The sequence below is a fragment of the Streptomyces sp. NPDC024555 genome, from assembly GCF_055559335.1.
Genome location: NZ_JBVHKV010000011.1, coordinates 255,796 through 275,908, shown reverse-complemented (window position 1 = coordinate 275,908; position 20,113 = coordinate 255,796). Strand labels below are relative to the sequence as shown.

General features: G+C 72.4%; 20 protein-coding genes. 12 read left to right on the top strand and 8 right to left on the bottom strand.

Features of this window, described 5'->3' with window-relative positions; genetic code table 11:
- The first annotated feature begins 35 nt into the window (after positions 1–35).
- Together ACZ4FH_RS21060 and era are read left to right on the top strand one after the other, a co-directional pair.
- The gene (locus ACZ4FH_RS21060; RefSeq protein ID WP_467306501.1) at positions 36–1,007 is read left to right on the top strand and encodes a WxL protein peptidoglycan domain-containing protein; all 972 of its coding nucleotides are present in this window, start codon (positions 36–38) and stop codon (positions 1,005–1,007) included.
- Between the two features lie 61 nt (positions 1,008–1,068).
- Positions 1,069–2,043 (top strand): GTPase Era, encoded by a 975-nt coding sequence (gene era, locus ACZ4FH_RS21055; protein ID WP_383633147.1) that lies wholly within the window; start codon positions 1,069–1,071, stop codon positions 2,041–2,043.
- A 28-nt stretch (positions 2,044–2,071) separates the two neighbouring features.
- Here era and ACZ4FH_RS21050 read toward each other — a convergent pair whose 3' ends face one another.
- Together ACZ4FH_RS21050 and ACZ4FH_RS21045 are read right to left on the bottom strand one after the other, a co-directional pair.
- Positions 2,072–2,338, bottom strand: a complete 267-nt coding sequence (locus ACZ4FH_RS21050) for a protealysin inhibitor emfourin (RefSeq protein ID WP_467306500.1) — start codon at positions 2,336–2,338, stop codon at positions 2,072–2,074.
- Positions 2,339–2,369: 31 nt separating this feature from the next.
- Positions 2,370–3,446 carry a M4 family metallopeptidase gene (locus ACZ4FH_RS21045; protein ID WP_467306499.1) on the bottom strand — a complete coding sequence of 359 codons (1,077 nt, stop codon included), beginning with the start codon at positions 3,444–3,446 and terminating at the stop codon, positions 2,370–2,372.
- Positions 3,447–3,738: 292 nt separating this feature from the next.
- Between ACZ4FH_RS21045 and leuA the strand changes: the two genes are divergently transcribed.
- The 7 genes from leuA to ACZ4FH_RS21010 all read left to right on the top strand — a co-directional run bounded on the left by leuA (position 3,739) and on the right by ACZ4FH_RS21010 (position 12,360).
- The gene (gene leuA, locus ACZ4FH_RS21040; RefSeq protein WP_467306497.1) at positions 3,739–5,535 is read left to right on the top strand and encodes a 2-isopropylmalate synthase; all 1,797 of its coding nucleotides are present in this window, start codon (positions 3,739–3,741) and stop codon (positions 5,533–5,535) included.
- A gap of 217 nt (positions 5,536–5,752) precedes the next feature.
- Positions 5,753–6,457 carry a TerB family tellurite resistance protein gene (locus ACZ4FH_RS21035; protein ID WP_467306495.1) on the top strand — a complete coding sequence of 235 codons (705 nt, stop codon included), beginning with the start codon at positions 5,753–5,755 and terminating at the stop codon, positions 6,455–6,457.
- Positions 6,458–6,604: 147 nt separating this feature from the next.
- Positions 6,605–8,698: an MMPL family transporter gene (locus ACZ4FH_RS21030; RefSeq protein WP_467306494.1), complete on the top strand. Its 2,094-nt coding sequence runs from the start codon at positions 6,605–6,607 to the stop codon at positions 8,696–8,698.
- A 65-nt stretch (positions 8,699–8,763) separates the two neighbouring features.
- Positions 8,764–10,035 carry a sensor histidine kinase gene (locus tag ACZ4FH_RS21025; protein WP_467306568.1) on the top strand — a complete coding sequence of 424 codons (1,272 nt, stop codon included), beginning with the start codon at positions 8,764–8,766 and terminating at the stop codon, positions 10,033–10,035.
- Entirely contained in the window at positions 10,032–10,715 is a 684-nt protein-coding gene (locus ACZ4FH_RS21020) for a response regulator transcription factor (RefSeq protein ID WP_383633130.1), read from the top strand. The genes ACZ4FH_RS21025 and ACZ4FH_RS21020 overlap by 4 nt, the downstream gene beginning before the upstream one ends.
- A gap of 58 nt (positions 10,716–10,773) precedes the next feature.
- The gene (gene recO / locus ACZ4FH_RS21015; RefSeq protein WP_383633128.1) at positions 10,774–11,520 is read left to right on the top strand and encodes a DNA repair protein RecO; all 747 of its coding nucleotides are present in this window, start codon (positions 10,774–10,776) and stop codon (positions 11,518–11,520) included.
- A gap of 21 nt (positions 11,521–11,541) precedes the next feature.
- Positions 11,542–12,360, top strand: coding sequence for an isoprenyl transferase (locus ACZ4FH_RS21010; protein ID WP_467306491.1), 819 nt, complete (start codon positions 11,542–11,544; stop codon positions 12,358–12,360).
- A 48-nt stretch (positions 12,361–12,408) separates the two neighbouring features.
- On the opposite strand, the gene ACZ4FH_RS21005 is transcribed toward ACZ4FH_RS21010, so the two are convergent.
- The 4 genes from ACZ4FH_RS21005 to ACZ4FH_RS20990 form a co-directional block, all read right to left on the bottom strand.
- Positions 12,409–12,843: a Fur family transcriptional regulator gene (locus tag ACZ4FH_RS21005; RefSeq protein ID WP_383633122.1), complete on the bottom strand. Its 435-nt coding sequence runs from the start codon at positions 12,841–12,843 to the stop codon at positions 12,409–12,411.
- Positions 12,844–12,908: 65 nt separating this feature from the next.
- Positions 12,909–13,802 carry a metal ABC transporter permease gene (locus tag ACZ4FH_RS21000; RefSeq protein WP_383633119.1) on the bottom strand — a complete coding sequence of 298 codons (894 nt, stop codon included), beginning with the start codon at positions 13,800–13,802 and terminating at the stop codon, positions 12,909–12,911.
- 2 nt (positions 13,803–13,804) lie between these two features.
- The gene (locus ACZ4FH_RS20995) at positions 13,805–14,629 is read right to left on the bottom strand and encodes a metal ABC transporter ATP-binding protein (protein WP_467306490.1); all 825 of its coding nucleotides are present in this window, start codon (positions 14,627–14,629) and stop codon (positions 13,805–13,807) included.
- A complete protein-coding gene (locus ACZ4FH_RS20990) occupies positions 14,626–15,579 on the bottom strand; it encodes a metal ABC transporter substrate-binding protein (protein WP_467306488.1) in 954 nt (317 codons plus the stop codon). Before ACZ4FH_RS20990 ends, ACZ4FH_RS20995 begins: the two co-directional genes overlap by 4 nt.
- Positions 15,580–15,734: 155 nt before the next feature.
- Here ACZ4FH_RS20990 and ACZ4FH_RS20985 point away from each other — a divergent pair, with 155 nt between their 5' ends.
- Complete coding sequence (locus tag ACZ4FH_RS20985; protein ID WP_467306487.1) at positions 15,735–17,117, top strand: glycine--tRNA ligase; 1,383 nt, start codon at positions 15,735–15,737, stop codon at positions 17,115–17,117.
- Between the two features lie 219 nt (positions 17,118–17,336).
- Entirely contained in the window at positions 17,337–17,579 is a 243-nt protein-coding gene (locus ACZ4FH_RS20980; protein WP_467306486.1) for a DUF6243 family protein, read from the top strand.
- A gap of 63 nt (positions 17,580–17,642) precedes the next feature.
- Here ACZ4FH_RS20980 and ACZ4FH_RS20975 read toward each other — a convergent pair whose 3' ends face one another.
- Positions 17,643–17,894 carry a hypothetical protein gene (locus tag ACZ4FH_RS20975; RefSeq protein WP_467306484.1) on the bottom strand — a complete coding sequence of 84 codons (252 nt, stop codon included), beginning with the start codon at positions 17,892–17,894 and terminating at the stop codon, positions 17,643–17,645.
- A 211-nt stretch (positions 17,895–18,105) separates the two neighbouring features.
- Between ACZ4FH_RS20975 and ACZ4FH_RS20970 the strand changes: the two genes are divergently transcribed.
- Positions 18,106–19,065, top strand: coding sequence for a LysR substrate-binding domain-containing protein (locus ACZ4FH_RS20970; protein ID WP_467306482.1), 960 nt, complete (start codon positions 18,106–18,108; stop codon positions 19,063–19,065).
- Between the two features lie 53 nt (positions 19,066–19,118).
- Here ACZ4FH_RS20970 and ACZ4FH_RS20965 read toward each other — a convergent pair whose 3' ends face one another.
- A complete protein-coding gene (locus ACZ4FH_RS20965) occupies positions 19,119–20,111 on the bottom strand; it encodes an amidohydrolase family protein (protein ID WP_467306481.1) in 993 nt (330 codons plus the stop codon).
- Positions 20,112–20,113: the final 2 nt, after the last annotated feature.

Here is a 20,113-nt window from a genome sequence, read left to right as displayed (position 1 = left end):
CCGGCCCACGCCGCCCGAACCCGGGAGCCCGCACCGTGCGCACACCACTCCGCACCCCGTCGTTCCGACGCGCCCCGGCCCTCCTGCTGGCCGGGGTTCTCCTCCTGTCCGCCGCGCCCTCGGCCGGCGCCGCCGACAACGGCAGCTTCTCCGTCTTCCCGGCCACCGCCGACACCGGCGGGCGGCCGTACTTCTACCTCTCCGCCGACCCCGGCGCCACCCTCACCGACAAGGTCACCGTCACCAACAAGACGGGGACCGCGATGACCTTCCGGCTGTACGCGGCCGACGCGTACAACACCGCGCGCGACGGCGGGTTCGCCGTCCGGGCGCAGAACGAGAAGCAGCGCTCCGTCGGCGCCTGGGCCAGGGCCGCCCGCGACCGGGTCACCGTGAAACCGCACGGTTCGGTCACCGTGCCCGTCACCATCCGGGTGCCCGAGGACGCCGAGCCGGGCGACCACCCCGGAGCCGTCGTCGCCCTCGACGAGCGCATCGACCCCGCCGACGAGGGCGCCGTCGCCGTCGGCATCCGCAAGGCGGTCGGCGCCCGGATCTATCTGCGGGTCAACGGGCCCACCGTGCCCGCGCTCTCCGTCGAGGACGTGAAGGTCGAGCACAGCCAGCCGCTCGTCCCGGGCACCGGCGCCTCCCGCGCCGTCATCTCGTACACCCTCCGCAACCGGGGCAACGTCACCCTCAGCCCCAAGGTCGCCCTCAGGGCGGAGGGGCTGTTCGGCCGGACCCTGCTCGCCCGCGACCTCACCCGGATCCCGTCCGAACTGCTGCCCCGCCAGGAGGTCCGGCTCACCGAGGAGTGGGCGGGCGCGCCGCAGCTGGAGTGGGGCGAGATCAAGCTGACCGCCAGCGCCCGCGACACCCGCGAGTCCGCGGCCGTGTCGTACTTCGCCCTGCCCTGGCTGGTCGCCGGGGTGCTGCTCGTGGTGCTGGGCGGCGGCGCCGCGCTGTGGATCAGGGCCCGGAGGGGGCGCCGCGCCGCGGCCTGAACGGGGCGGCCGGTGGCCGCGGGGGCGCCGTGGTGCCCCGCGGCCACCGGGATCGGGGACAATGGGCGCCATGAGCGCTCGACCTAACCCTGAACCCGCTGCCCGGCCGGCCGGTACCACCGCCCCCCACCGGGCCGGATTCGCCTGCTTCGTGGGACGTCCCAACGCGGGCAAGTCCACCCTGACGAACGCTCTGGTCGGTCAGAAGGTGGCCATCACGTCCAACCGGCCCCAGACGACCCGCCACACCGTGCGCGGCATCGTGCACCGGCCGGACGCGCAGCTGATCCTGGTCGACACCCCCGGCCTGCACAAGCCGCGCACCCTGCTGGGCGAGCGGCTCAACGACGTCGTGCGCACCACCTGGGCCGAGGTCGACGTCATCGGCTTCTGCCTGCCCGCCGACCAGAAGCTCGGCCCCGGCGACAAGTACATCGTCAAGGAGCTCGCGGGCATCAGGAAGACGCCCAAGATCGCGATCATCACCAAGACCGACCTGGTCGACTCCAAGCAGCTGGCCGAACAGCTGCTGGCCGTCTCCCGCCTCGGCGAGGAGCTGGGCTTCGAGTGGGCGGAGATCATCCCGGTCTCGGCGGTCAAGGACAGCCAGGTCGGGCTGCTGGCCGATCTGATCGTCCCGCTGCTCCCCGAGAGCCCGCCGCTCTACCCGGAGGGCGACCTCACCGACGAGCCGGAGATGGTCATGGTCGCGGAGCTGATCCGCGAGGCCGCGCTCGAAGGGGTGCGCGACGAGCTGCCGCACTCGATCGCCGTCGTCGTCGAGGAGATGCTGCCGCGCGAGGACCGTCCGGCGGACAAGCCGCTGCTCGACATCCACGCCAACGTCTACATCGAGCGGCCCAGCCAGAAGGGCATCATCATCGGCCCGAAGGGCAAGCGGCTGAAGGACGTCGGCACCAAGTCCCGCAAGCACATCGAGGCGCTGCTCGGCACGCCCGTCTATCTCGACCTGCACGTCAAGGTCGCCAAGGACTGGCAGCGTGACCCCAAGCAGCTGCGCAAGCTCGGCTTCTGACCCCGCCGCGCACCCGGCCGCGCCGGTCTCACGCGCCCTCCTTCAGGACGCGTGAGACCAGTGCGCGCTGGGCGTCGGTCAGCTTGGGGTCGGCGCAGTGCACCGTCCGGCCGCCGACCGTGATCCGGTAGTGGAAACCGTCCGGGACGCCCCGGGGCGGGGTGTCCGGGCAGCCGTCGACGGCCGCCTCGGCCAGGGACTCCCAGTCGGCGGCGTCGGGCCGCCCCGCGGTGTCGATCTCGCGCTCGCGCGCGATCCCGGCGAAACCGCCGGTCCTGCTGACCCTGATCCGCATGCCTGCCCCTTCTCGACGACGGCCCGGTGCGTCACCCGGTCGGTACGCCGACCTCCGACCAGGCCTTGAGGACCGCCTCCACCTCGTCGCCGTCGCCGAAGCGGCTGCGGGCCATCGCCACGGTCAGCCGGGCGAAGTCCGCGAAGTCCGCGTCCACCGACAGTTCACCACCGGTGAGGACATCGAACCAGAGCTGGCCCGCCCGCTCCCAGGCATTGCCGCCGAGCGCGGTCGCCAGCAGGTAGAAGGCGCGGTTCGGGATGCCGGAGTTGAGGTGCACCCCGCCGTTGTCGTCGCCCGTGTGGATGTAGTCGTCCATGGACGCCGGCTGCGGGTCCTTGCCGAGCACGTCGTCGTCGTACGCCGTGCCGGGTGCCTTCATCGAGCGCAGGGCCACGCCCTGGACCCGGGGGGCCAGCAGCCCGGCGCCGATCAGCCAGTCGGCCTCGGCGGCGGTCTGGCCCAGGGAGTACTGCTTGACCAGGGAGCCGAAGACGTCCGACACGGACTCGTTGAGCGCCCCGGACTGTCCGTAGTAGTTCAGGTTGGCCGTGTACTGGGTGAGCCCGTGGGCCAGCTCGTGGGCGATCACGTCGATGGCGACGGTGAAGTCGAGGAAGACCTCCCCGTCCCCGTCGCCGAAGACCATCTGCTCGCCGTCGAAGAAGGCGTTGTTGTACTTCTCGTCGTAGTGGACGGAGCCGATCAGCGGCAGTCCGTCGCCGTCGATGGAGCGGCGGCCGTAGGCGCTGAGCAGCAGGTCGAAGGTGGCGCCCAGGCCCGCGTACGCGCGGTTGACGCTGGCGTCGTTGGTCGGCTCCGCGCCCTCGGCGCGGACCTTCCTGCCCGGCAGGTCGGTGCCGTGGCGGCAGTCGTAGATCGTGCGGTCGGGGGTGCCGGAGCGGTCGCCGTCGGCCGGGACGGGGGCGACGGAGGTGCGGACGACGGTGGTGACCTGGCGGCGGGTGCGCCGGGCGGCGTCGGCCTCCAGGGTGCGGCGGGCGGGGTCGGCCAGGGCGGGGTCGTCGGACTGCGACAGCTTGTCGAGGACGTGGGGCGGCACGATGGTGCAGAAGACGGGGTGGGACCCGTGGGTTCGAGGCTGCATACAACGACTGTGGCAGTACGTGTTCGGGCTGTCACTGGTTGCCACCGTGATTGACGAAATAGAGTGATCCATCACTGTTCACCCGTTACCGGCAGCCGATCCCGCATACTGATACGGCACCGACGTCCCGGGCGCCTCTCCGCTACGCTCGACGCATCATGCGTTTCGGGCTGCTTCTTCTTAGCTGCCGCGGCGAGGGCCTGTAGTCGTAGGCCGACCCCCTCCCCGCGGAGTCTGGTGCTGCAGCAGCACAGTCGGCCGTCCCCTTGAAGGACCCCGAGGAGCCCCCGCCATGACCGCAGTGAATCCCGCGCAGACCCCCGCCTCCGGCGCCGTCGGCCGCCCCACGCCGATCACCAACGCCACGGGACTCCAGAAGCCGTCCGGGATGCCGGTGCACAAGTACGGCCGTTACGAGGCCGTCGACATCCCCGACCGCACCTGGCCCGACCAGCGGATCACCAAGGCTCCCCGCTGGCTCTCCACCGACCTGCGCGACGGCAACCAGGCCCTGATCGACCCGATGTCGCCGGCCCGCAAGCGCGAGATGTTCGACCTGCTGGTACGCATGGGCTACAAGGAGATCGAGGTCGGCTTCCCGTCCTCCGGCGAGACCGACTTCGCGTTCGTCCGCTCCATCATCGAGGAGGGCGCGATCCCCGAGGACGTGACCATCTCCGTCCTGACGCAGGCCCGCGAGGAACTGATCGAGCGCACCGTCGAATCCCTGCGCGGCGCCCACCGCGCCACCGTCCACCTGTACAACGCGACCGCCCCCACCTTCCGCCGTGTGGTCTTCCGCGGCTCCAAGGAGGAGGTCAAGCAGATCGCCGTGGACGGCACCCGGCTGGTCATGGAGTACGCCGAGAAGATCCTGGGCGACGAGACGATCTTCGGTTACCAGTACAGCCCCGAGATCTTCACCGACACCGAGCTGGACTTCGCCCTGGAGGTCTGCGAGGCGGTCTGCGACGTCTGGCAGCCCGAGGAGGGCCGCGAGATCATCCTGAACCTGCCCGCCACCGTGGAGCGTTCGACGCCGTCCACGCACGCGGACCGCTTCGAGTGGATGTCGCGCCATCTGTCGCGCCGCGCGCACGTCTGCCTGTCCGTCCACCCGCACAACGACCGCGGCACCGCCGTCGCCGCCGCCGAACTGGCCCTGATGGCCGGGGCGGACCGCGTCGAGGGCTGCCTGTTCGGCCAGGGCGAGCGCACCGGCAACGTCGACCTGGTGACGCTGGGCATGAACCTGTTCTCCCAGGGCGTCGACCCGCAGATCGACTTCTCGCAGATCGACGAGATCCGCCGCACCAGCGAGTACTGCAACCAGATGGAGGTCCACCCGCGCCACCCCTACGCGGGCGACCTGGTCTACACCGCCTTCTCCGGCTCCCACCAGGACGCCATCAAGAAGGGCTTCGACGCCATGGAGGCCGACGCGGCCGCCCAGGGCCGGACGGTCGACGACATCGAGTGGGCCGTGCCGTACCTGCCGATCGACCCGAAGGACGTCGGCCGCTCCTACGAGGCCGTCATCCGGGTCAACTCGCAGTCCGGCAAGGGCGGAATCGCCTACGTCCTGAAGAACGACCACAAGCTGGACCTGCCCCGCCGGATGCAGATCGAGTTCTCCCGGATCATTCAGGCCAAGACCGACGCCGAGGGCGGCGAGGTCACCCCGTCCCAGATCTGGACCGTGTTCCAGGACGAGTACCTGCCCAACCCGGACGAGTCCGCGGACCGTTGGGGCCGCGTGCAGATCCGCTCCGGCCAGACCACCACCGGCTCCGACGGCCAGGACACGATCACCGTCGAGGCGACGGTGGACGGCGCGGACACCGTGCTGACCGGCACCGGCAACGGCCCGATCTCCGCGTTCTTCGAAGCGCTGCAGGCCATCGGCATCGACGCCCGGCTGCTGGACTACACCGAGCACACCATGAGCGAGGGTGCGAGCGCCGTCGCCGCCTCCTACATCGAGTGCGCCATCGACGGCAAGGTCCTGTGGGGCATCGGCATCGACGCCAACACCACGCGGGCCTCCCTGAAGGCGGTCGTCTCCGCCGTCAACCGCGCCTCGCGCTGAACCACGCGGTGCCCGGAAGGGCCCGCCCCGTACGGTTCGTGAACCCCGCCCACCCGCTCCCGGGAGGGCGGGGTTCGGCCATCTCCGGAGGGTTGTGACGGGCGAGGTGCTGACGCCGCCAGGGCGATGTGGTTAACATCACGTTCACACGGCAACGATGCCGAGGGGTGCCTCCCGTGCCCGAGCGGCCCGCGGGGGAGTGACGGAGGTGTGCGACGTGCGGTCAGCCCTGGGACAACGCGCCAAGAAGCTGCGTATCTGCGGCGTCCGCACGCACTGGGACACCGTCGGCGACGGCGAGTTCTTCTGCCCCGGCTGCGGCGGCGACCGCAACTACCGCCGTCTGAACGGGCGTCGGCGCTTCATCGTCCTCGGACTGCCGCTGCTGCGCCGCGGCGAGGCCGGTCCGGTCGTCGAATGCGCCGCCTGCCGCGCCCACTTCGACACCGAGACGCTCGACCACCCCACCACCACCCGGTTCTCCGCGATGCTCAGGGACGCCGTCCACACGGTCGCCCTCGGCGTCCTCGCGGCCGGCGGATCCACCTCCCGTACGGTCCTGGAGGCCGCCGCCGAGACCGTGCGCGGCGCGGGCTTCGACGACTGCACCGAGGAGCAGCTCGCCACCGTCGTCGAGGTCCTCTCCGCCGACATCGGGCAGGGCTCGGCCACCGGCCCCGCCGCCGAGGCGTGCGGCGCCGCCCTGGCCATCGAGCTCCACGAGGCGCTGGAGCCGCTCGCCCCCCATCTGGCCCCCGCGGGCCGCGAATCGATTCTGCTCCAGGGCGCCCGGATCGCCCTCGCCGACGGCCCCTACAGCCCGGCCGAACGCGAGGTCCTGAGCACCGTCGGCGGCGCGCTGCGGCTCTGCGGCGAGGACACCGCCCGGCTGCTCGCCGCGGCCGCGCGTACGCCCTCCTGAGCACCTCCCGTTACTCCCCGGGGAGTAACGGGACCGCCGCACCCACCCCCGCAGTAGCCCCGAACTCGGCCCTCGGCGCGATGAACCGCCCCTGCCCCGGCGGGAGTCTGGACACGACCGGACACCCGTACGGAAGGGGGGCCTCCCATGAGGGGCGCAGAACAGGACGGCCGCGAGCGGACACGGACGCGGTGGCGATGGCTGCCCTGGGCGATCGTCGGACTCTGGGCCGCCGTGCTCGCCGTCGCCGGACCGCTCGCCGGCCGGCTCGGTGACGTCCAGGTCAACCGCGCCGTCGACTACCTCCCGGCCGGCGCCGACTCCACCCAGGTGGCCCGGATCCAGGAGACGCTGCCCGGCGGCGAGTCCACCGACCTGGTCCTCGTCTACCACCGCGACGGCGGACTGACCGCCGCCGACCGGGCCCTCGCGGCCCGGCAGAGCGACGAGGTGGCCCGGGACCACCCGCTCACCGCGCCGCCGCACGGCGTCCCGTCCAAGGACGGCACGACGCTGATGTACCCGGTCTCCACGACCGCGCCCGGACAGGACGACGAGGCCCGCACGGCGTTCGTCGACGCGGTGCGCGGGACCGTGCGCGCCGGTGACGGGCTGGAGGCCGAGGTCGGCGGGCCCGGAGCGCTGACCGCCGACGCCCAGAAGGTCTACGGCTCGGTCGGCGGCCCGGTCCTCTACACGACCGTCGCCGTCGTCGCGGTCCTGCTGATCCTCATCTACCGCAGTCCGCTGCTGTGGCTGGTCCCGCTCGTCGTCGCCGGAGCCGCCGACGCCCTGTCCATGGCCGTCGTCTACGGCCTCAACCACGGCTTCGACACCACCGTCACCGGCCAGAGCTCCGCCGTCATGACCATCCTGGTCTTCGGCGCCGGCACCGACTACGCCCTGCTGCTCGTCTCCCGCTACCGCGAGGAGCTGACCCGCCTGCGCAGCCCCCACGCGGCCATGGCGGCCGCCCTGCGCGGCTGCGGACCCGCCGTCCTCGCCTCCTCCGCCACCGTCGCCGCGGGCCTCCTGTGCCTGCTGGCCGCCGATCTCAACAGCAGCCGCGGTATGGGACCCCTCGCCGCCGTCGGCGTGCTGTGCGCGCTCCTGGCGATGCTGACGCTGCTCCCGGCCGTCCTGGTCCTGCTGGGCCGCCGGGTCTTCTGGCCGCTCGTCCCGGTCCACGGAGCCGAACCGCGCCGGCGCCGCTCGGTGTTCGCCGCCATGGGCGGATCCGCCGGACGCCGGCCCGTCGCCGTTCTCGTCACCGGCGGGGTGCTGCTGGGCGCGCTGTCCCTCGGGGCGTTCGCGCTGCCGGGCGACCTCAAGCAGGAGGACTCCTTCACCAGCGCACCGGACTCGGTCACCGCCATGACCACGCTCGCCGACGCCTTCCCGGGCCGCTCCACCCAGCCGATCACCGTGATGACCCCCACGAGCCGGGCCGACGACGCCCTGGCCCGCGCCCGTACGACCGAGGGCGTCGCCTCCGCCGCGCGCGTCCGCAGCGGCGGCGGCTGGACCGAACTCTCCGTCGTCGCCACGGCCGCACCCGAGTCGGCGGGGGAGCGCAGCACCGTCCGGGCCCTGCGCGACACCCTCGACGGCAGCCACGTGGGCGGGCCGGGCGCCCAGCAGATGGACCTGGACACGGCCAGCGCGCGCGATCTGCGGAGCGTCGTCCCGCTCGTCCTGCTCTCCGTGCTCCTGATCCTCGTCGTCCTGCTGCGCGGACTCGTCGCCCCGCTGCTGCTCGTCGCGGCCGTCGTCGCGGTCTGGGGCGCCTCCCTCGGCATCGGCGGCCTCCTCTTCGAACCGCTCCTCGGGCTCAAGGGCACCGACCCCGGGCTGCCGCTGCTCTCCTTCGTCTTCCTCGTCGCCCTCGGCGTCGACTACGGCATCTTCCTGATGCACCGGGTCCGCGAGGAGGCCAGGGCGGGCGCCGGACCCACCGAGGCGGCGCTCACCGGACTGCGCGCCACCGGAGGGGTCATCGCCTCGGCGGGACTCGTGCTCGCGGCCACCTTCGCCGTCCTGACGAACATGCCGATGACCGGCCTCGTCGAACTGGGCTTCGTCATCGCCGTCGGCGTCCTGCTCGACACCTTCCTCGTCCGCACCTATCTGGTCACCGCGGCGAGCGTGGCCCTCGGGCGCCGGATCTGGTGGCCGGGAGCGCTCTGCCGTACCCCGGCCGCCCCGGCCCCGCGCGAACCCGAACTCGTCGGGGCCCCCTGACAGTGCCCCGTCCCGTAGCGGAGGATGACCCCGTGTCCGCTCCCGCAGGCCGTCGCGAACGCGTCATGGCCGTCATCAACCGCGACCCGATGAGCGCGCCGCACCGGACGCGCACCGACGCCCTCGTCGCCGTGGGCGCCGGTGCGCTCTCCGCCGCCCTCGCCCTGGGCCCGGCCGACCGCCCCGACGTACTCGGCTGGTGCCTGCTGCTCGCCACCGCCGTCCCGCTCGCCCTGCGGCGCCGGGGCCCCGTCCTCGCCCTGCTCGCCATGACCCCGCTGCTGGCGCTCTACCACGGACTGGACTACGCCCACTCGGCCCCGATCCCGCAGACCTGGATCATGCTCTACACGGTCGCCGTCACCGGCCGGCCGCTGCGCACCCTGCTCGTCGGCATCGGGGTCACCTCGGTGATGGTGACGGTGGTCCTCGGCATCGACGCCCACCGGGGCCTCGAACTCCTGCGGATCTCCGGCTGGATCGTCGCCATCCTGTTCTGCGGGGTCGACGTGCGCATCTACCGCCAGTACGTCGCCTCCATGGTGGAGCGCGCCGAACGGGCCGAGCGGACCCGGGAGGAGGAGGCCCGCCGCCGGGTCGCCGAGGAGCGGCTGCGCATCGCCCGGGACCTGCACGACCTGCTGGCCCACAGCATCACGCTCATCGGCGTGCAGACCTCGGTCGCCTCGCACATCCTCACCGTGGACCCCGGGCGTCTGGACCGTACGGCGATCGCCGCCTCCCTGGACGACATCGCCGAGACCTGCCGGGAGGCCAGGGCGGAGCTGCGCACCACCCTCCAGGTGCTGCGCGACACCGGCCGCGACGACGGCCCCGCGCAGGGGCCGCTGCCGGACCTGGCGGCCCTGCCGGGGCTCGTCCGGGCGGCGGAGACCGCCGGGGCCCGGGTCGGACTGGAGGTCCGCGTCCCCGACGGCCGCCTCGCCCCGGTGACCGCGGCCGCCGCCTACCGGATCGTGCAGGAGTCCCTGACCAACGCCGTGCGCCACGCGGGCCCCGGCGTCCGCGTCACCGTCTGCGTCGAACCGGCCGGCGCGGCCGGACTGCGGGTCACGGTCAGCGACGACGGCACCGGTCCGGTGGACGACGGCACCCCGCCCGGGTTCGGCATCGCCGGGATGCGGGAGCGGGCCCGCAGCACGGGCGGCACCCTGCGGGCGGGACCCCGCCCCGGCGGCGGCTTCGAGGTCACGGCGCTGCTCTCCCCGGGCGCCGGCCCCCCGGACCCGCGCCCCGCCCCCGGACCCGCACCCGCGGCGGACGCCCCGGCCCCCGTCGTCGTACCGTCCGCCCCCGCCCCGGAGGCCGCCCCGTGATCCGTGTCCTGCTCGCCGACGACCAGACCCTCGTGCGGGCCGCCTTCGCGATGCTCGTCGGCTCCGATCCGGAGATGGAGGTGGTCGGCGAGGCCGCCACCGGGCTCGAAGCCGTCGCGCTCGCCCGGGAGGCCCGCGCGGACCTCGTCGTGATGGACATCCGGATGCCCGAGCTCGACGGCATCGAGGCGACCCGCCGCATCGCCGCCGACGAGGACCTGGCCGGGGTGAAGGTCCTCGTCCTCACCACGTACGACACCGACGACCACATCCTCGACGCCCTGCGCGCCGGGGCCTCCGGCTTCCTGGTCAAGGACACCCGGCCCGCCGAGCTGCTGGCCGCGATCCGCACGGTGGCGGCAGGCGAGTCGCTGCTCTCGCCCGGTCCCACCGCCCGGCTGATCGCCCGGGTGCTCAGCGCCCCGCAGCCCCCGGCCCGCACCGCGCCCGGCGGCCCCGGGAACCTCTCCGACCGGGAGCGCCAGGTCCTCGCCCTGGTCGCGCGCGGGCTGAACAACACGGAGATCGCCGAGACCCTCGGCCTCAGCCCGCTCACCGCCAAGACCCATGTCAGCCGGATCATGGGCAGGCTCGGCGCCCGCGACCGGGCCCAGCTGGTGATCGCCGCCTACGAATCGGGGCTGGTCGTCCCGGCGGGCGGCGCGGCGGAACGGGACTGAACGGACCGGGTCGCGGGGGCGGCCCGCCCGAGCGGCCGCCGTACCGGACAATGGAGCCATGAGCTTGTTCCGGGACGACGGTGTGGTGCTCCGCACGCAGAAGCTGGGCGAGGCCGACCGGATCATCACGATCCTCACCCGCGGCCACGGCCGGGTGCGGGCCGTCGCGCGCGGCGTGCGCCGCACGAAGTCGAAGTTCGGGGCCCGGCTGGAGCCGTTCTCCCACGTCGACGTGCAGTTCTTCGCCCGGGGCAGCGAGCTGGTCGGACGCGGGCTGCCGCTCTGCACCCAGAGCGAGACGATCGCCCCCTACGGCGGCGGCATCGTCACCGACTACGCCCGCTACACCGCCGGCACCGCGATGCTGGAGACCGCCGAACGCTTCACCGACCACGAGGGCGAGCCCGCGGTCCAGCAGTACCTCCTGCTGGTGGGCGGACTGCGCACCCTGGCACGCGGCGAGCACGAACCGCACCTCGTCCTCGACGCCTTCCTGCTGCGCTCCCTCGCGGTCAACGGCTACGCGCCGAGCTTCGACGACTGCGCCCGCTGCGGACTGCCCGGCCCCAACCGGTTCTTCTCCGTCGCGGCGGGCGGCGTCATATGCGGCGACTGCCGGGTGCCCGGCAGCGTCGTACCCTCGGCGGAGGCCGTCACCCTGCTGAGCGCACTGCTCACCGGCGACTGGGCGACGGCGGACGCGTGCGAGGCGCGTCATGTCAGGGAGGGGAGCGGACTGGTGTCCGCGTATCTGCACTGGCACCTGGAGCGCGGGCTGCGTTCGCTGCGGTACGTAGAGAAGTGACACAGGGAGACAGAGAAGCTCATGGCAGTACGCGGAATCCTCGGTGGACGCAACCGGCGCGAGTACAAGACCCCCGAGCCGCACCCCTCCGGTGCCGTGCCCCCGAAGATCCCCGGTGAACTGGTGCCCAAGCACGTCGCCGTCGTGATGGACGGCAACGGCCGCTGGGCCAAGGAGCGCGGACTGCCGCGCACCGAGGGCCACAAGGTCGGCGAGGGCGTCGTCATGGACGTCCTCAAGGGCTGCATCGAGATGGGCGTCAAGAACCTCTCGCTGTACGCCTTCTCCACCGAGAACTGGAAGCGTTCCCCGGAAGAGGTGAAGTTCCTGATGAACTTCAACCGGGACGTCATCCGCCGCCGCCGCGACGAGATGGACGAGCTGGGCATCCGGATCCGCTGGGTGGGCCGTATGCCCAAGCTGTGGAAGTCGGTCGTCCAGGAGCTCCAGGTCGCCCAGGAGCAGACCAAGGACAACGACCGGATGACGCTGTACTTCTGCGTGAACTACGGCGGCCGGGCCGAGATCGCGGACGCGGCGCAGCGGATCGCGCAGGACGTGGCGGCCGGGAGGCTCGATCCGGCGAAGGTCAACGAGAAGACCTTCGCGAAGTACATCTACTACCCGGACATGCCCGACGTCGACCTGTTCGTGCGCCCCAGCGGAGAGCAGCGCACCTCCAACTACCTGATCTGGCAGAGCGCGTACGCCGAGATGGTCTTCCAGGACGTGCTGTGGCCGGACTTCGACCGCCGGGACCTGTGGCGGGCCTGTCTGGAGTTCGCCCAGCGCGACCGCCGCTTCGGCGGCGCCGAGGAGGTGGCTCCCTCCGGGAGCTGAGCACGGGACGGCCCCGGGGGATCCACCGCCCCCGGGGCACGGATGTGCTCAGTCCTGCGCGTTCGCGCAGTCGGCGCAGGTGCCGAAGATCTCGACCGTGTGCGCCACGTTCACGAATCCGTGCTGGGCGGCGATCGTCTCGGACCACTGCTCGACGGCCGGGCCCTCGACCTCGACGGCCTTGCCGCAGACCCGGCAGACCAGATGGTGGTGGTGGTCGCCGGTCGAGCACCGCCGGTAGACGGACTCGCCCTCGGTGGTGCGCAGCACATCGACCTCGCCGGCGTCCGCGAGGGACTGGAGCGTGCGGTAGACGGTGGTCAGCCCGACCGAGTCGCCCCGGTGCTTGAGCACGTCGTGCAGCTCCTGCGCGCTGCGGAACTCGTCCACCTCGTCGAGCGCGGCCGCCACCGCGGCCCGCTGCCGGGTCGACCGGCCGCGGACCGGGGCCGCGTTCGTCCCACTGATCGGCGCTGTCGCCACAGCAGCCTCCTCGTGTCGCCCGTACGTGTGTCGGGCCATTGTGCCAGTCCGCCCCGGGGGTGCGGTCAGACCCGCACGTCGTCCGGTGCCGGGCGGCCGGCCGGTACCTCCAGGGTGCACCGGCTGTCGGCCGTTTCGCGCCGCCTGGCCCGGCTTCTGGCCAGCGGGGCGGCGAGCAGGGTCATGCCGACGAAGACCGCGATGGCCATCAGCACGATCGTCGCGCCGGGCGGGACGTCCTGGTAGTACGAGGTGACCGTACCGGCCAGGGTGACCACGACCCCGGTGACGACCGCGAGCACGAACGTCAGCCGGAAGGAGCGGGCGAGCTGCTGCGCGGCCGCGACCGGGACCACCATCAGGGCGCTGACCAGCAGCAGCCCGACGACCCGCATGGCGACGGTGACGGTGACCGCGGCGGTCACCGCGACCAGCAGGTTCAGGAAACGCACCGGCAGCCCGGTGACCCGGGCGAACTCCTCGTCCTGGCTGACGGCGAACAGCTGCCTGCGCAGCCCCACCGTCACCAGCAGCACGAACGCCGCCAGGATCGCGATCGCGGTGATGTCCTCGGGGGCGACCGTGGACAGCGAGCCGAAGAGGTACGAGGTGAGGTTGGCGTTCGACCCGGTGTCGGAGAGGTTGATCAGCAGGACACCGCCGGCCATGCCGCCGTAGAAGAGCATCGCCAGCGCGATGTCGCCCCGGGTGCGGCCGTACCAGCGGATCAGCTCCATGGTGACCGCGCCCGCGACGGCGACGGCCGTGGCCATCCAGACGGGGCTGGTGGAGAGCAGGAAGCCGAGGCCGACGCCGGTCATCGCGATGTGGCCGATGCCGTCGCCCATCAGGGCCTGCCGGCGCTGCACCAGGTAGACGCCGACGGCGGGGGCGATCACGCCGACCAGGACGGCGGCGATCAGTGCCCGCTGCATGAAGGGAGGGGTGAGGAATTCCATGGTCAGCTCAGCAGTCCCGTCCGGACGGGCTCGGAGGCCGCGTGGGGGTGTACGTGGTCGTGGCCGGGCAGGGCGTGCTGCCCCACGGCCTTCGGGGGCGGTCCGTCGTGCAGCACACAGCCGTCGCGCAGCACCACCGCCCGGTCGATCAGGGGCTCCAGCGGGCCCAGCTCGTGCAGCACGAGCAGCACGGTGGTGCCGGCCGCGACCTGTTCGCGCAGGGTGGCGGCGAGGATCTCCTGGCTGGCCAGGTCGACGCCGGCCATCGGCTCGTCCATGATCAGCAGCTCGGGTTCGGCGGAGAGCGCACGGGCGATGAGGACGCGCTGGTGCTGTCCGCCGGAGAGCGCGTCGACGGAGTCGCGGGCGCGGTCGGCGAGGCCGACGAGGGCGATGGCGCGGTCGACGGCGGCCCGGTCGGCCCTGCGGAGCAGCCCGAGGCGGGTGCGGGAGAGCCGGCCGGAGGAGACGACCTCGCGGATCGTGGCGGGCACCCCGCCCGCCGCGGTGGTGCGCTGCGGTACGTAGCCGACGCGCGCCCAGTCGCGGAAGCGGCGCAGCGGGGTGCCGAAGAGTTCGACGCTGCCGCCGGTCAGCGGGACCTGGCCGATGACGGAGCGGACGGCGGTGGACTTGCCGGAGCCGTTGGCGCCGAGCAGGGCGACGACCTCGCCGCGGCGCACGGTCAGGTCGATGCCGCGCAGGACGGGGCGCGCGCCGAGGACGGCGGTGGCGTCGCGGACGGCGATCACGGGGTCGGGTGCGGGGCTGGGCTCGGACACGGGCGTCTCCGGTGCTGCTTCGGGCTGCGGGTGGTGGGTGCTCATGCGGGGCCGAGGGCCTTCTTGAGCGCGGCGAGGTTGGACTCCATGACCTCGATGTAGTCAGCGCCCTTGGACTTGCCGGTGATTCCCTCCAGCGGGTCCAGGACGTCGGTGCGCAGCCCGGTGTCGCGGGCGACGGTCTTCGCGGTCCTGTCGCTGGCGAGGGTCTCGAAGAACACGGTGGTGACCCTCTTCGCCTGCGCGATGGAATGCAGCTCGCTGATCCGGGCGGGGCTGGGCTCGGCCTCGGGGTCGATGCCGGCGATGCCCTCCTGGGTGAGCCCGTAGCGCTCGGCCAGGTAGCCGAAGGCGGAGTGGGTGGTGATGAAGGTCTTGGTGGCGGTCCCCGCCAGGCCCTGCTTGAACGCGGTGTCCAGGGCGCCGAGCCGGGTGACCAGGGCGTCGGTGTTCCTGCGGTAGTCCGCGGCGTGCTCGGGGTCGGTCTTCTCCAGGGACTTGCCGACGCCCCGGGCGACCTCGGCGTACTTCACGGGGTCCAGCCAGACGTGGGGGTCGGCGCCGGCCTCGTCGCCGTGGTGCTCGTGGCCGTGCTCCTCGCCGCCGACCTCGGCGCCGTGGTCCTCCAGGGAGGTCAGCGTGGCGGCGTCCAGCGTGTGCTTCGACTCGGACAGCTTGATCGCGTCGTCCACGGCGGGCTGGAGGCCCTTGAGATAGAGGATGAAGTCCGCGCTGCTCAGGCGGCCCACCTCGCGCGGGCTCAGCTCCAGGTCGTGGGGTTCCACGCCCGGCTTGGTGAGCGTGGTGACCGAGACGTGGTCGCCGCCTATCCGCTCGGCCAGGAACTGCATCGGATAGAAGGACGCCACCACGTCCAGCCGGTCGCCGTTCTTCCGGTCGGCGGCGTCGGACGCGGAGCAGGCGGTGAGGGCGGTGAGACCGAGGACGACTGCCCCCGCGACGGCCGGTGCGGGTATGAGACGGCGTATGTTCATGACAGTCATTTTCAACAAAAGTGGAAACGATTGTCAACAAGGGGTCCGGTCCGGTCCCCGGACGGTCCGGGCCGATACCGATTTGATCGAAGGGGCGGGCCCGCCGGTAACCTGAGTGCTTCTCCGTTCGTCGCCGTCGTAATGAAGAGAGCACCGTGGCCGCCGACAAGATCGACTCCATCGTCAGCCTGAGCAAGCGCCGTGGCTTCGTTTTCCCCTGCAGTGAGATCTACGGCGGTCAGCGCGCCGCCTGGGACTACGGGCCGCTGGGCGTTGAGCTCAAGGAGAACCTCAAGCGCCAGTGGTGGCGTTACATGGTCACTTCGCGCGAGGACGTGGTCGGACTCGACTCGTCGGTCATCCTGGCCCCCGAGGTGTGGGTGGCCTCCGGCCACGTCGCCACGTTCTCGGACCCGCTGACCGAGTGCACCTCCTGCCACAAGCGCTTCCGCGCGGACCACCTGGAGGAGCAGTACGAGGAGAAGCACGGCAAGCCGCCGGTCAACGGCCTCGCCGACCTCAACTGCCCGAACTGCGGCAACAAGGGCACCTTCACCGAGCCCAAGCAGTTCTCCGGCCTGCTCTCCACGCACCTCGGCCCCACCCAGGACACCGGCTCGGTCGCCTACCTGCGCCCCGAGACCGCCCAGGGCATCTTCACCAACTTCTCCCTGGTGCAGACCGCCGCGCGCAAGAAGCCGCCGTTCGGCATCGCCCAGATGGGCAAGTCCTTCCGGAACGAGATCACTCCGGGCAACTTCATCTTCCGCACCCGCGAGTTCGAGCAGATGGAGATGGAGTTCTTCGTCAAGCCGGGCGAGGACGAGCAGTGGCACGAGTACTGGATGGAGCAGCGCTGGAACTGGTACACCGGCCTCGGCCTGCGCGAGGAGAACATGCGGTGGTACGAGCACCCGAAGGAGAAGCTCTCCCACTACTCCAAGCGCACCGCTGACATCGAGTACCGCTTCCGCTTCGGCGGCAGCGAGTGGGGCGAGCTGGAGGGCGTCGCCAACCGCACGGACTACGACCTCAAGGCGCACTCCCAGGCCTCGGGCACCGACCTCGTGTTCTACGACCAGGAGGCCAACGAGCGCTGGACCCCCTACGTCATCGAGCCGGCGGCCGGTGTCGGCCGTTCGATGCTGGCCTTCCTGATGGACGCCTACATCGAGGACGAGGCGCCCAACGCCAAGGGCGTCATGGAGAAGCGCACCGTGATGCGCCTCGACCCGCGCCTGGCGCCGGTCAAGGTCGCGGTGCTGCCGCTCTCCCGCAACGCGCAGCTCTCGCCCAAGGCCAAGGGCCTCGCGGCCGACCTGCGGCAGAACTGGAACATCGAGTTCGACGACGCCGGCGCCATCGGCCGCCGCTACCGTCGCCAGGACGAGATCGGCACCCCGTTCTGCGTCACCGTCGACTTCGACACCCTCGACGACAACGCGGTGACCGTGCGCGAGCGCGACACCATGAAGCAGGAGCGCGTCTCCCTGGACCAGATCCAGGCCTACCTCGGCGCCCGTCTCCTCGGCTGCTGACACCGCGCACCCCGAGCCCCCGGCCCCGTACGGAGCCGGGGGCTCCGCGCGTCCGGGGGCGAAAATGCGGTGCCCCGTCCGGCCGGGGCGGGTACGGTGCCCTCATGTTTTCGTTCTTCCAGATCTACGAGTGAGAGCGCGGCGGGTCCGCGCACCCGCCGCCCACCGGATCGATCCAGGGTCTGCCGAGACCTCACTTCACCATGCATGGGAGAACCCGTGGCCAAGAGCCGTAACAACCTTCTCGGCGTCGGCGGACAGCGCAAGAAGCTGTCCCGCGCCGACCAGCAGGGCACCGGCCCCGCACGCGAGGCCGACCGCAGGACGGCCGCCGACCAGAAGCAGGACCTGCTGCGCCGCATGCGCGAGCGCGCCGGGGTCCCGCAGCCCGACGCGCCCGCCGCCGAGGAGCCGGCCGCCGCGCCGGAGACCCCGGAGCAGGAGCCGTCCGCCCGGGACTGACCGCATGACGGTGGGCCCGGAGTGCCGCGAGGCGCTCCGGGCCCACCGTCATGACCGGCCGCGTCAGACGGCGACGCTCCCGGCGGGACCGACCGGGAACCAGCCCGTGGGACCGACCGGGAACCAGCCGGCGGGGTCGACCGGGAACCAGCCGTTCGGGTCGACCGGGAACCAGCCCGCCGGGGTCGCGGTGGCGTGCGACGCGGAGGCGGAGGCGGTGGACGGGGAGGCGGCCGTCGCGGCGGGGGCGACGGCGCCGCCCGCGACGAGGAAGGCCGCGGCGGTCAGTCCGGTAAGGGCGTACTTGATCTTCATCGGGTTCCCCTGTTCGTGTCGGGCTCAGGTGTGTCCATGCCGGTGGTGACCCCGGTTCGCGGCCCCCGTTGCTCCGGTGACTCCCCGCGAACCGGGTGGTTCCAGCATCGGGCCGTAGTCCCGCGGCTGTCCTTGACCGTCGGTGACCGATGACTTGACCACCGGTCGCCTCCTGGCCGGTGGGCCGGAAGGGCTCCGTTAGGGTCGTGGGGTGGAGATCCCCCGCCTGCTCGACGGCCGGCTCAAGATGCGGCACCTGCTGCTGGTGGACGCGCTGTCCCGGCAGGGTTCGGTCGTGGCGGCGGCGGCCGAACTGCACACCACGCAGCCGGCGGCCACCCGGAGCCTGCACGAGGTGGAGGACATCCTCGGCGTCGCGCTGTTCGAGCGCGGCCCGCGCGGTGTGCGCGCGACCGTGTTCGGCGAGGCGTTCACCCAGCACGCGCGCGCCGTCCTCGCCCAGCTCGCCCAGGCCGGGCGGCACGTCGTGGAGCTGGCCGACGCGGACCGGGGGACCGTCGTCGTGGGCACCCATCTGGCCGGGTCCAACATCCTGCTGCCGAGGGCCGTGGCCGAGCTGAAGCGCGACCACCCCTTCCTCACCGTGGTGGTGCGCGAGGCGTCCCCCGAGGATCTGCTGCTGGACCTCGAAGCCGGGCGGGTCGACCTCGTCGTGGGCCGGCTGACCGCCTCCTCCGGCGAGGGCCTGATCCGGCGCCCGCTGTACGACGAGTCCGTCGGGCTGGTCGTCCGCGCGGGCCACGCGCTGACCGCGTCGCCGGCCGTCGCACTGGCCGACACCCTCGGCTTCCCCTGGATCCTGCCCGGCACGCAGACCGTGCTCCGCCGCGAGGTGGAGGAGCTGTTCGCCCTCCACGGCCTCGGACTGCCCCGGAACCGGGTGGAGGCCACCTCCTTCCTGACCGTGCGCCAGCTGCTGCTGGAGACGGACGTGGTGGCCGTCCTGCCCAGCTCCCTGATCCGGGACGACGGCCGGCTCGCCGAGGTCCCGGTGCCGATGGACCGGATCGGGCACCGGGTGGGCCTGACCCTGTCGGCGGACCGCACGCTCAGCCCGTCGGCGCACGCGCTGCTGCGGAGTCTGGAGGAGGCGGCCAGGGGACTGACGACAGGGCCCCCGGACCCGCACGGGAGCGGGCCGGGGGCCTGAGGGCGGGCGAGGGCCTGTACGAGGTTTCCTTCCGTGCCCGACGGGGAGCGGGGTCAGAGCCCGAGGTAGCGCTCCGCGTTCCCACGGGTGATCTTGTGCCGTGCCGTCTCGGTGAGCGAGGGGCTCGTGCGGACCACCCCGCCCGCCGGGCGCTCGCCCAGCGGGTACGGGTAGTCGCTGCCGACCATCACATGGTCCTCGCCGACCGTGTCCACCAGCAGCCGCAGCGCGCGGTCGTCGAAGACGACGGAGTCCACGGAGAACCGGCCCAGATAGTGCGAGGGCGGGTACTGCGAGGTGCCGATCACGTCGTTGCGCCCGTGCCAGGCGTTCTCCATCCGGCCCAGCCAGAAGGCGAACGAGCCGCCGCCGTGCGCGAAGCAGATCTTCAGGCGCTCGTCGATACGGTCGAACGCGCCGCCCAGGATCAGCGCGAGGATCGACAGATGGGTCTCGGCCGGCATCGCCGTCAGCCAGCGGGCCATCCACCGGTCGAGCCGGGGCGAGGAGTCCATGTCCCAGGGGTGGACGAACACCGGCACGTCGAGCGAGGCGCAGTGCTGGAGGAAGGTGACGACCCCCTCGCTGTCCAGGTCCCGGTCACCGACGTGGTTGCCGATCTCCACGCCCCGGTGGCCGGCGGCGACCGCCCGCTCCAGCTCGCGGCACGCGGCGTCCGGGTCCTGGAGGGGCACCTGGCAGAACGGGATCAGCCGGTCCGGGGCCGGGGCGGTGATCTCCAGGGCCAGATCGTTGAAGATCGTGGCGATCTTCGCGGCCTCGGCGCCGCTGCGGCCGTAGGAGAAGAAGGCCGGGGTGGGGGAGACCACCTGGGCGCGTACGCCGTCCGCGTCCATGTCCCGCAGCCGGGTCCCGGCGTCCCAGCAGTCCGCCTGGATGCGGCGGAACTCCGAGGAGCCGGTCATGATCATGGCCTCGGACTCGGACTCGATCCGCAGCCAGGGCGCGTCCGGCCCGCCGAGGGCCGTCAGATCGGGCCAGCCCTTCGGCACGTAGTGGGTGTGGACGTCGATCAGGTCCGCCACGG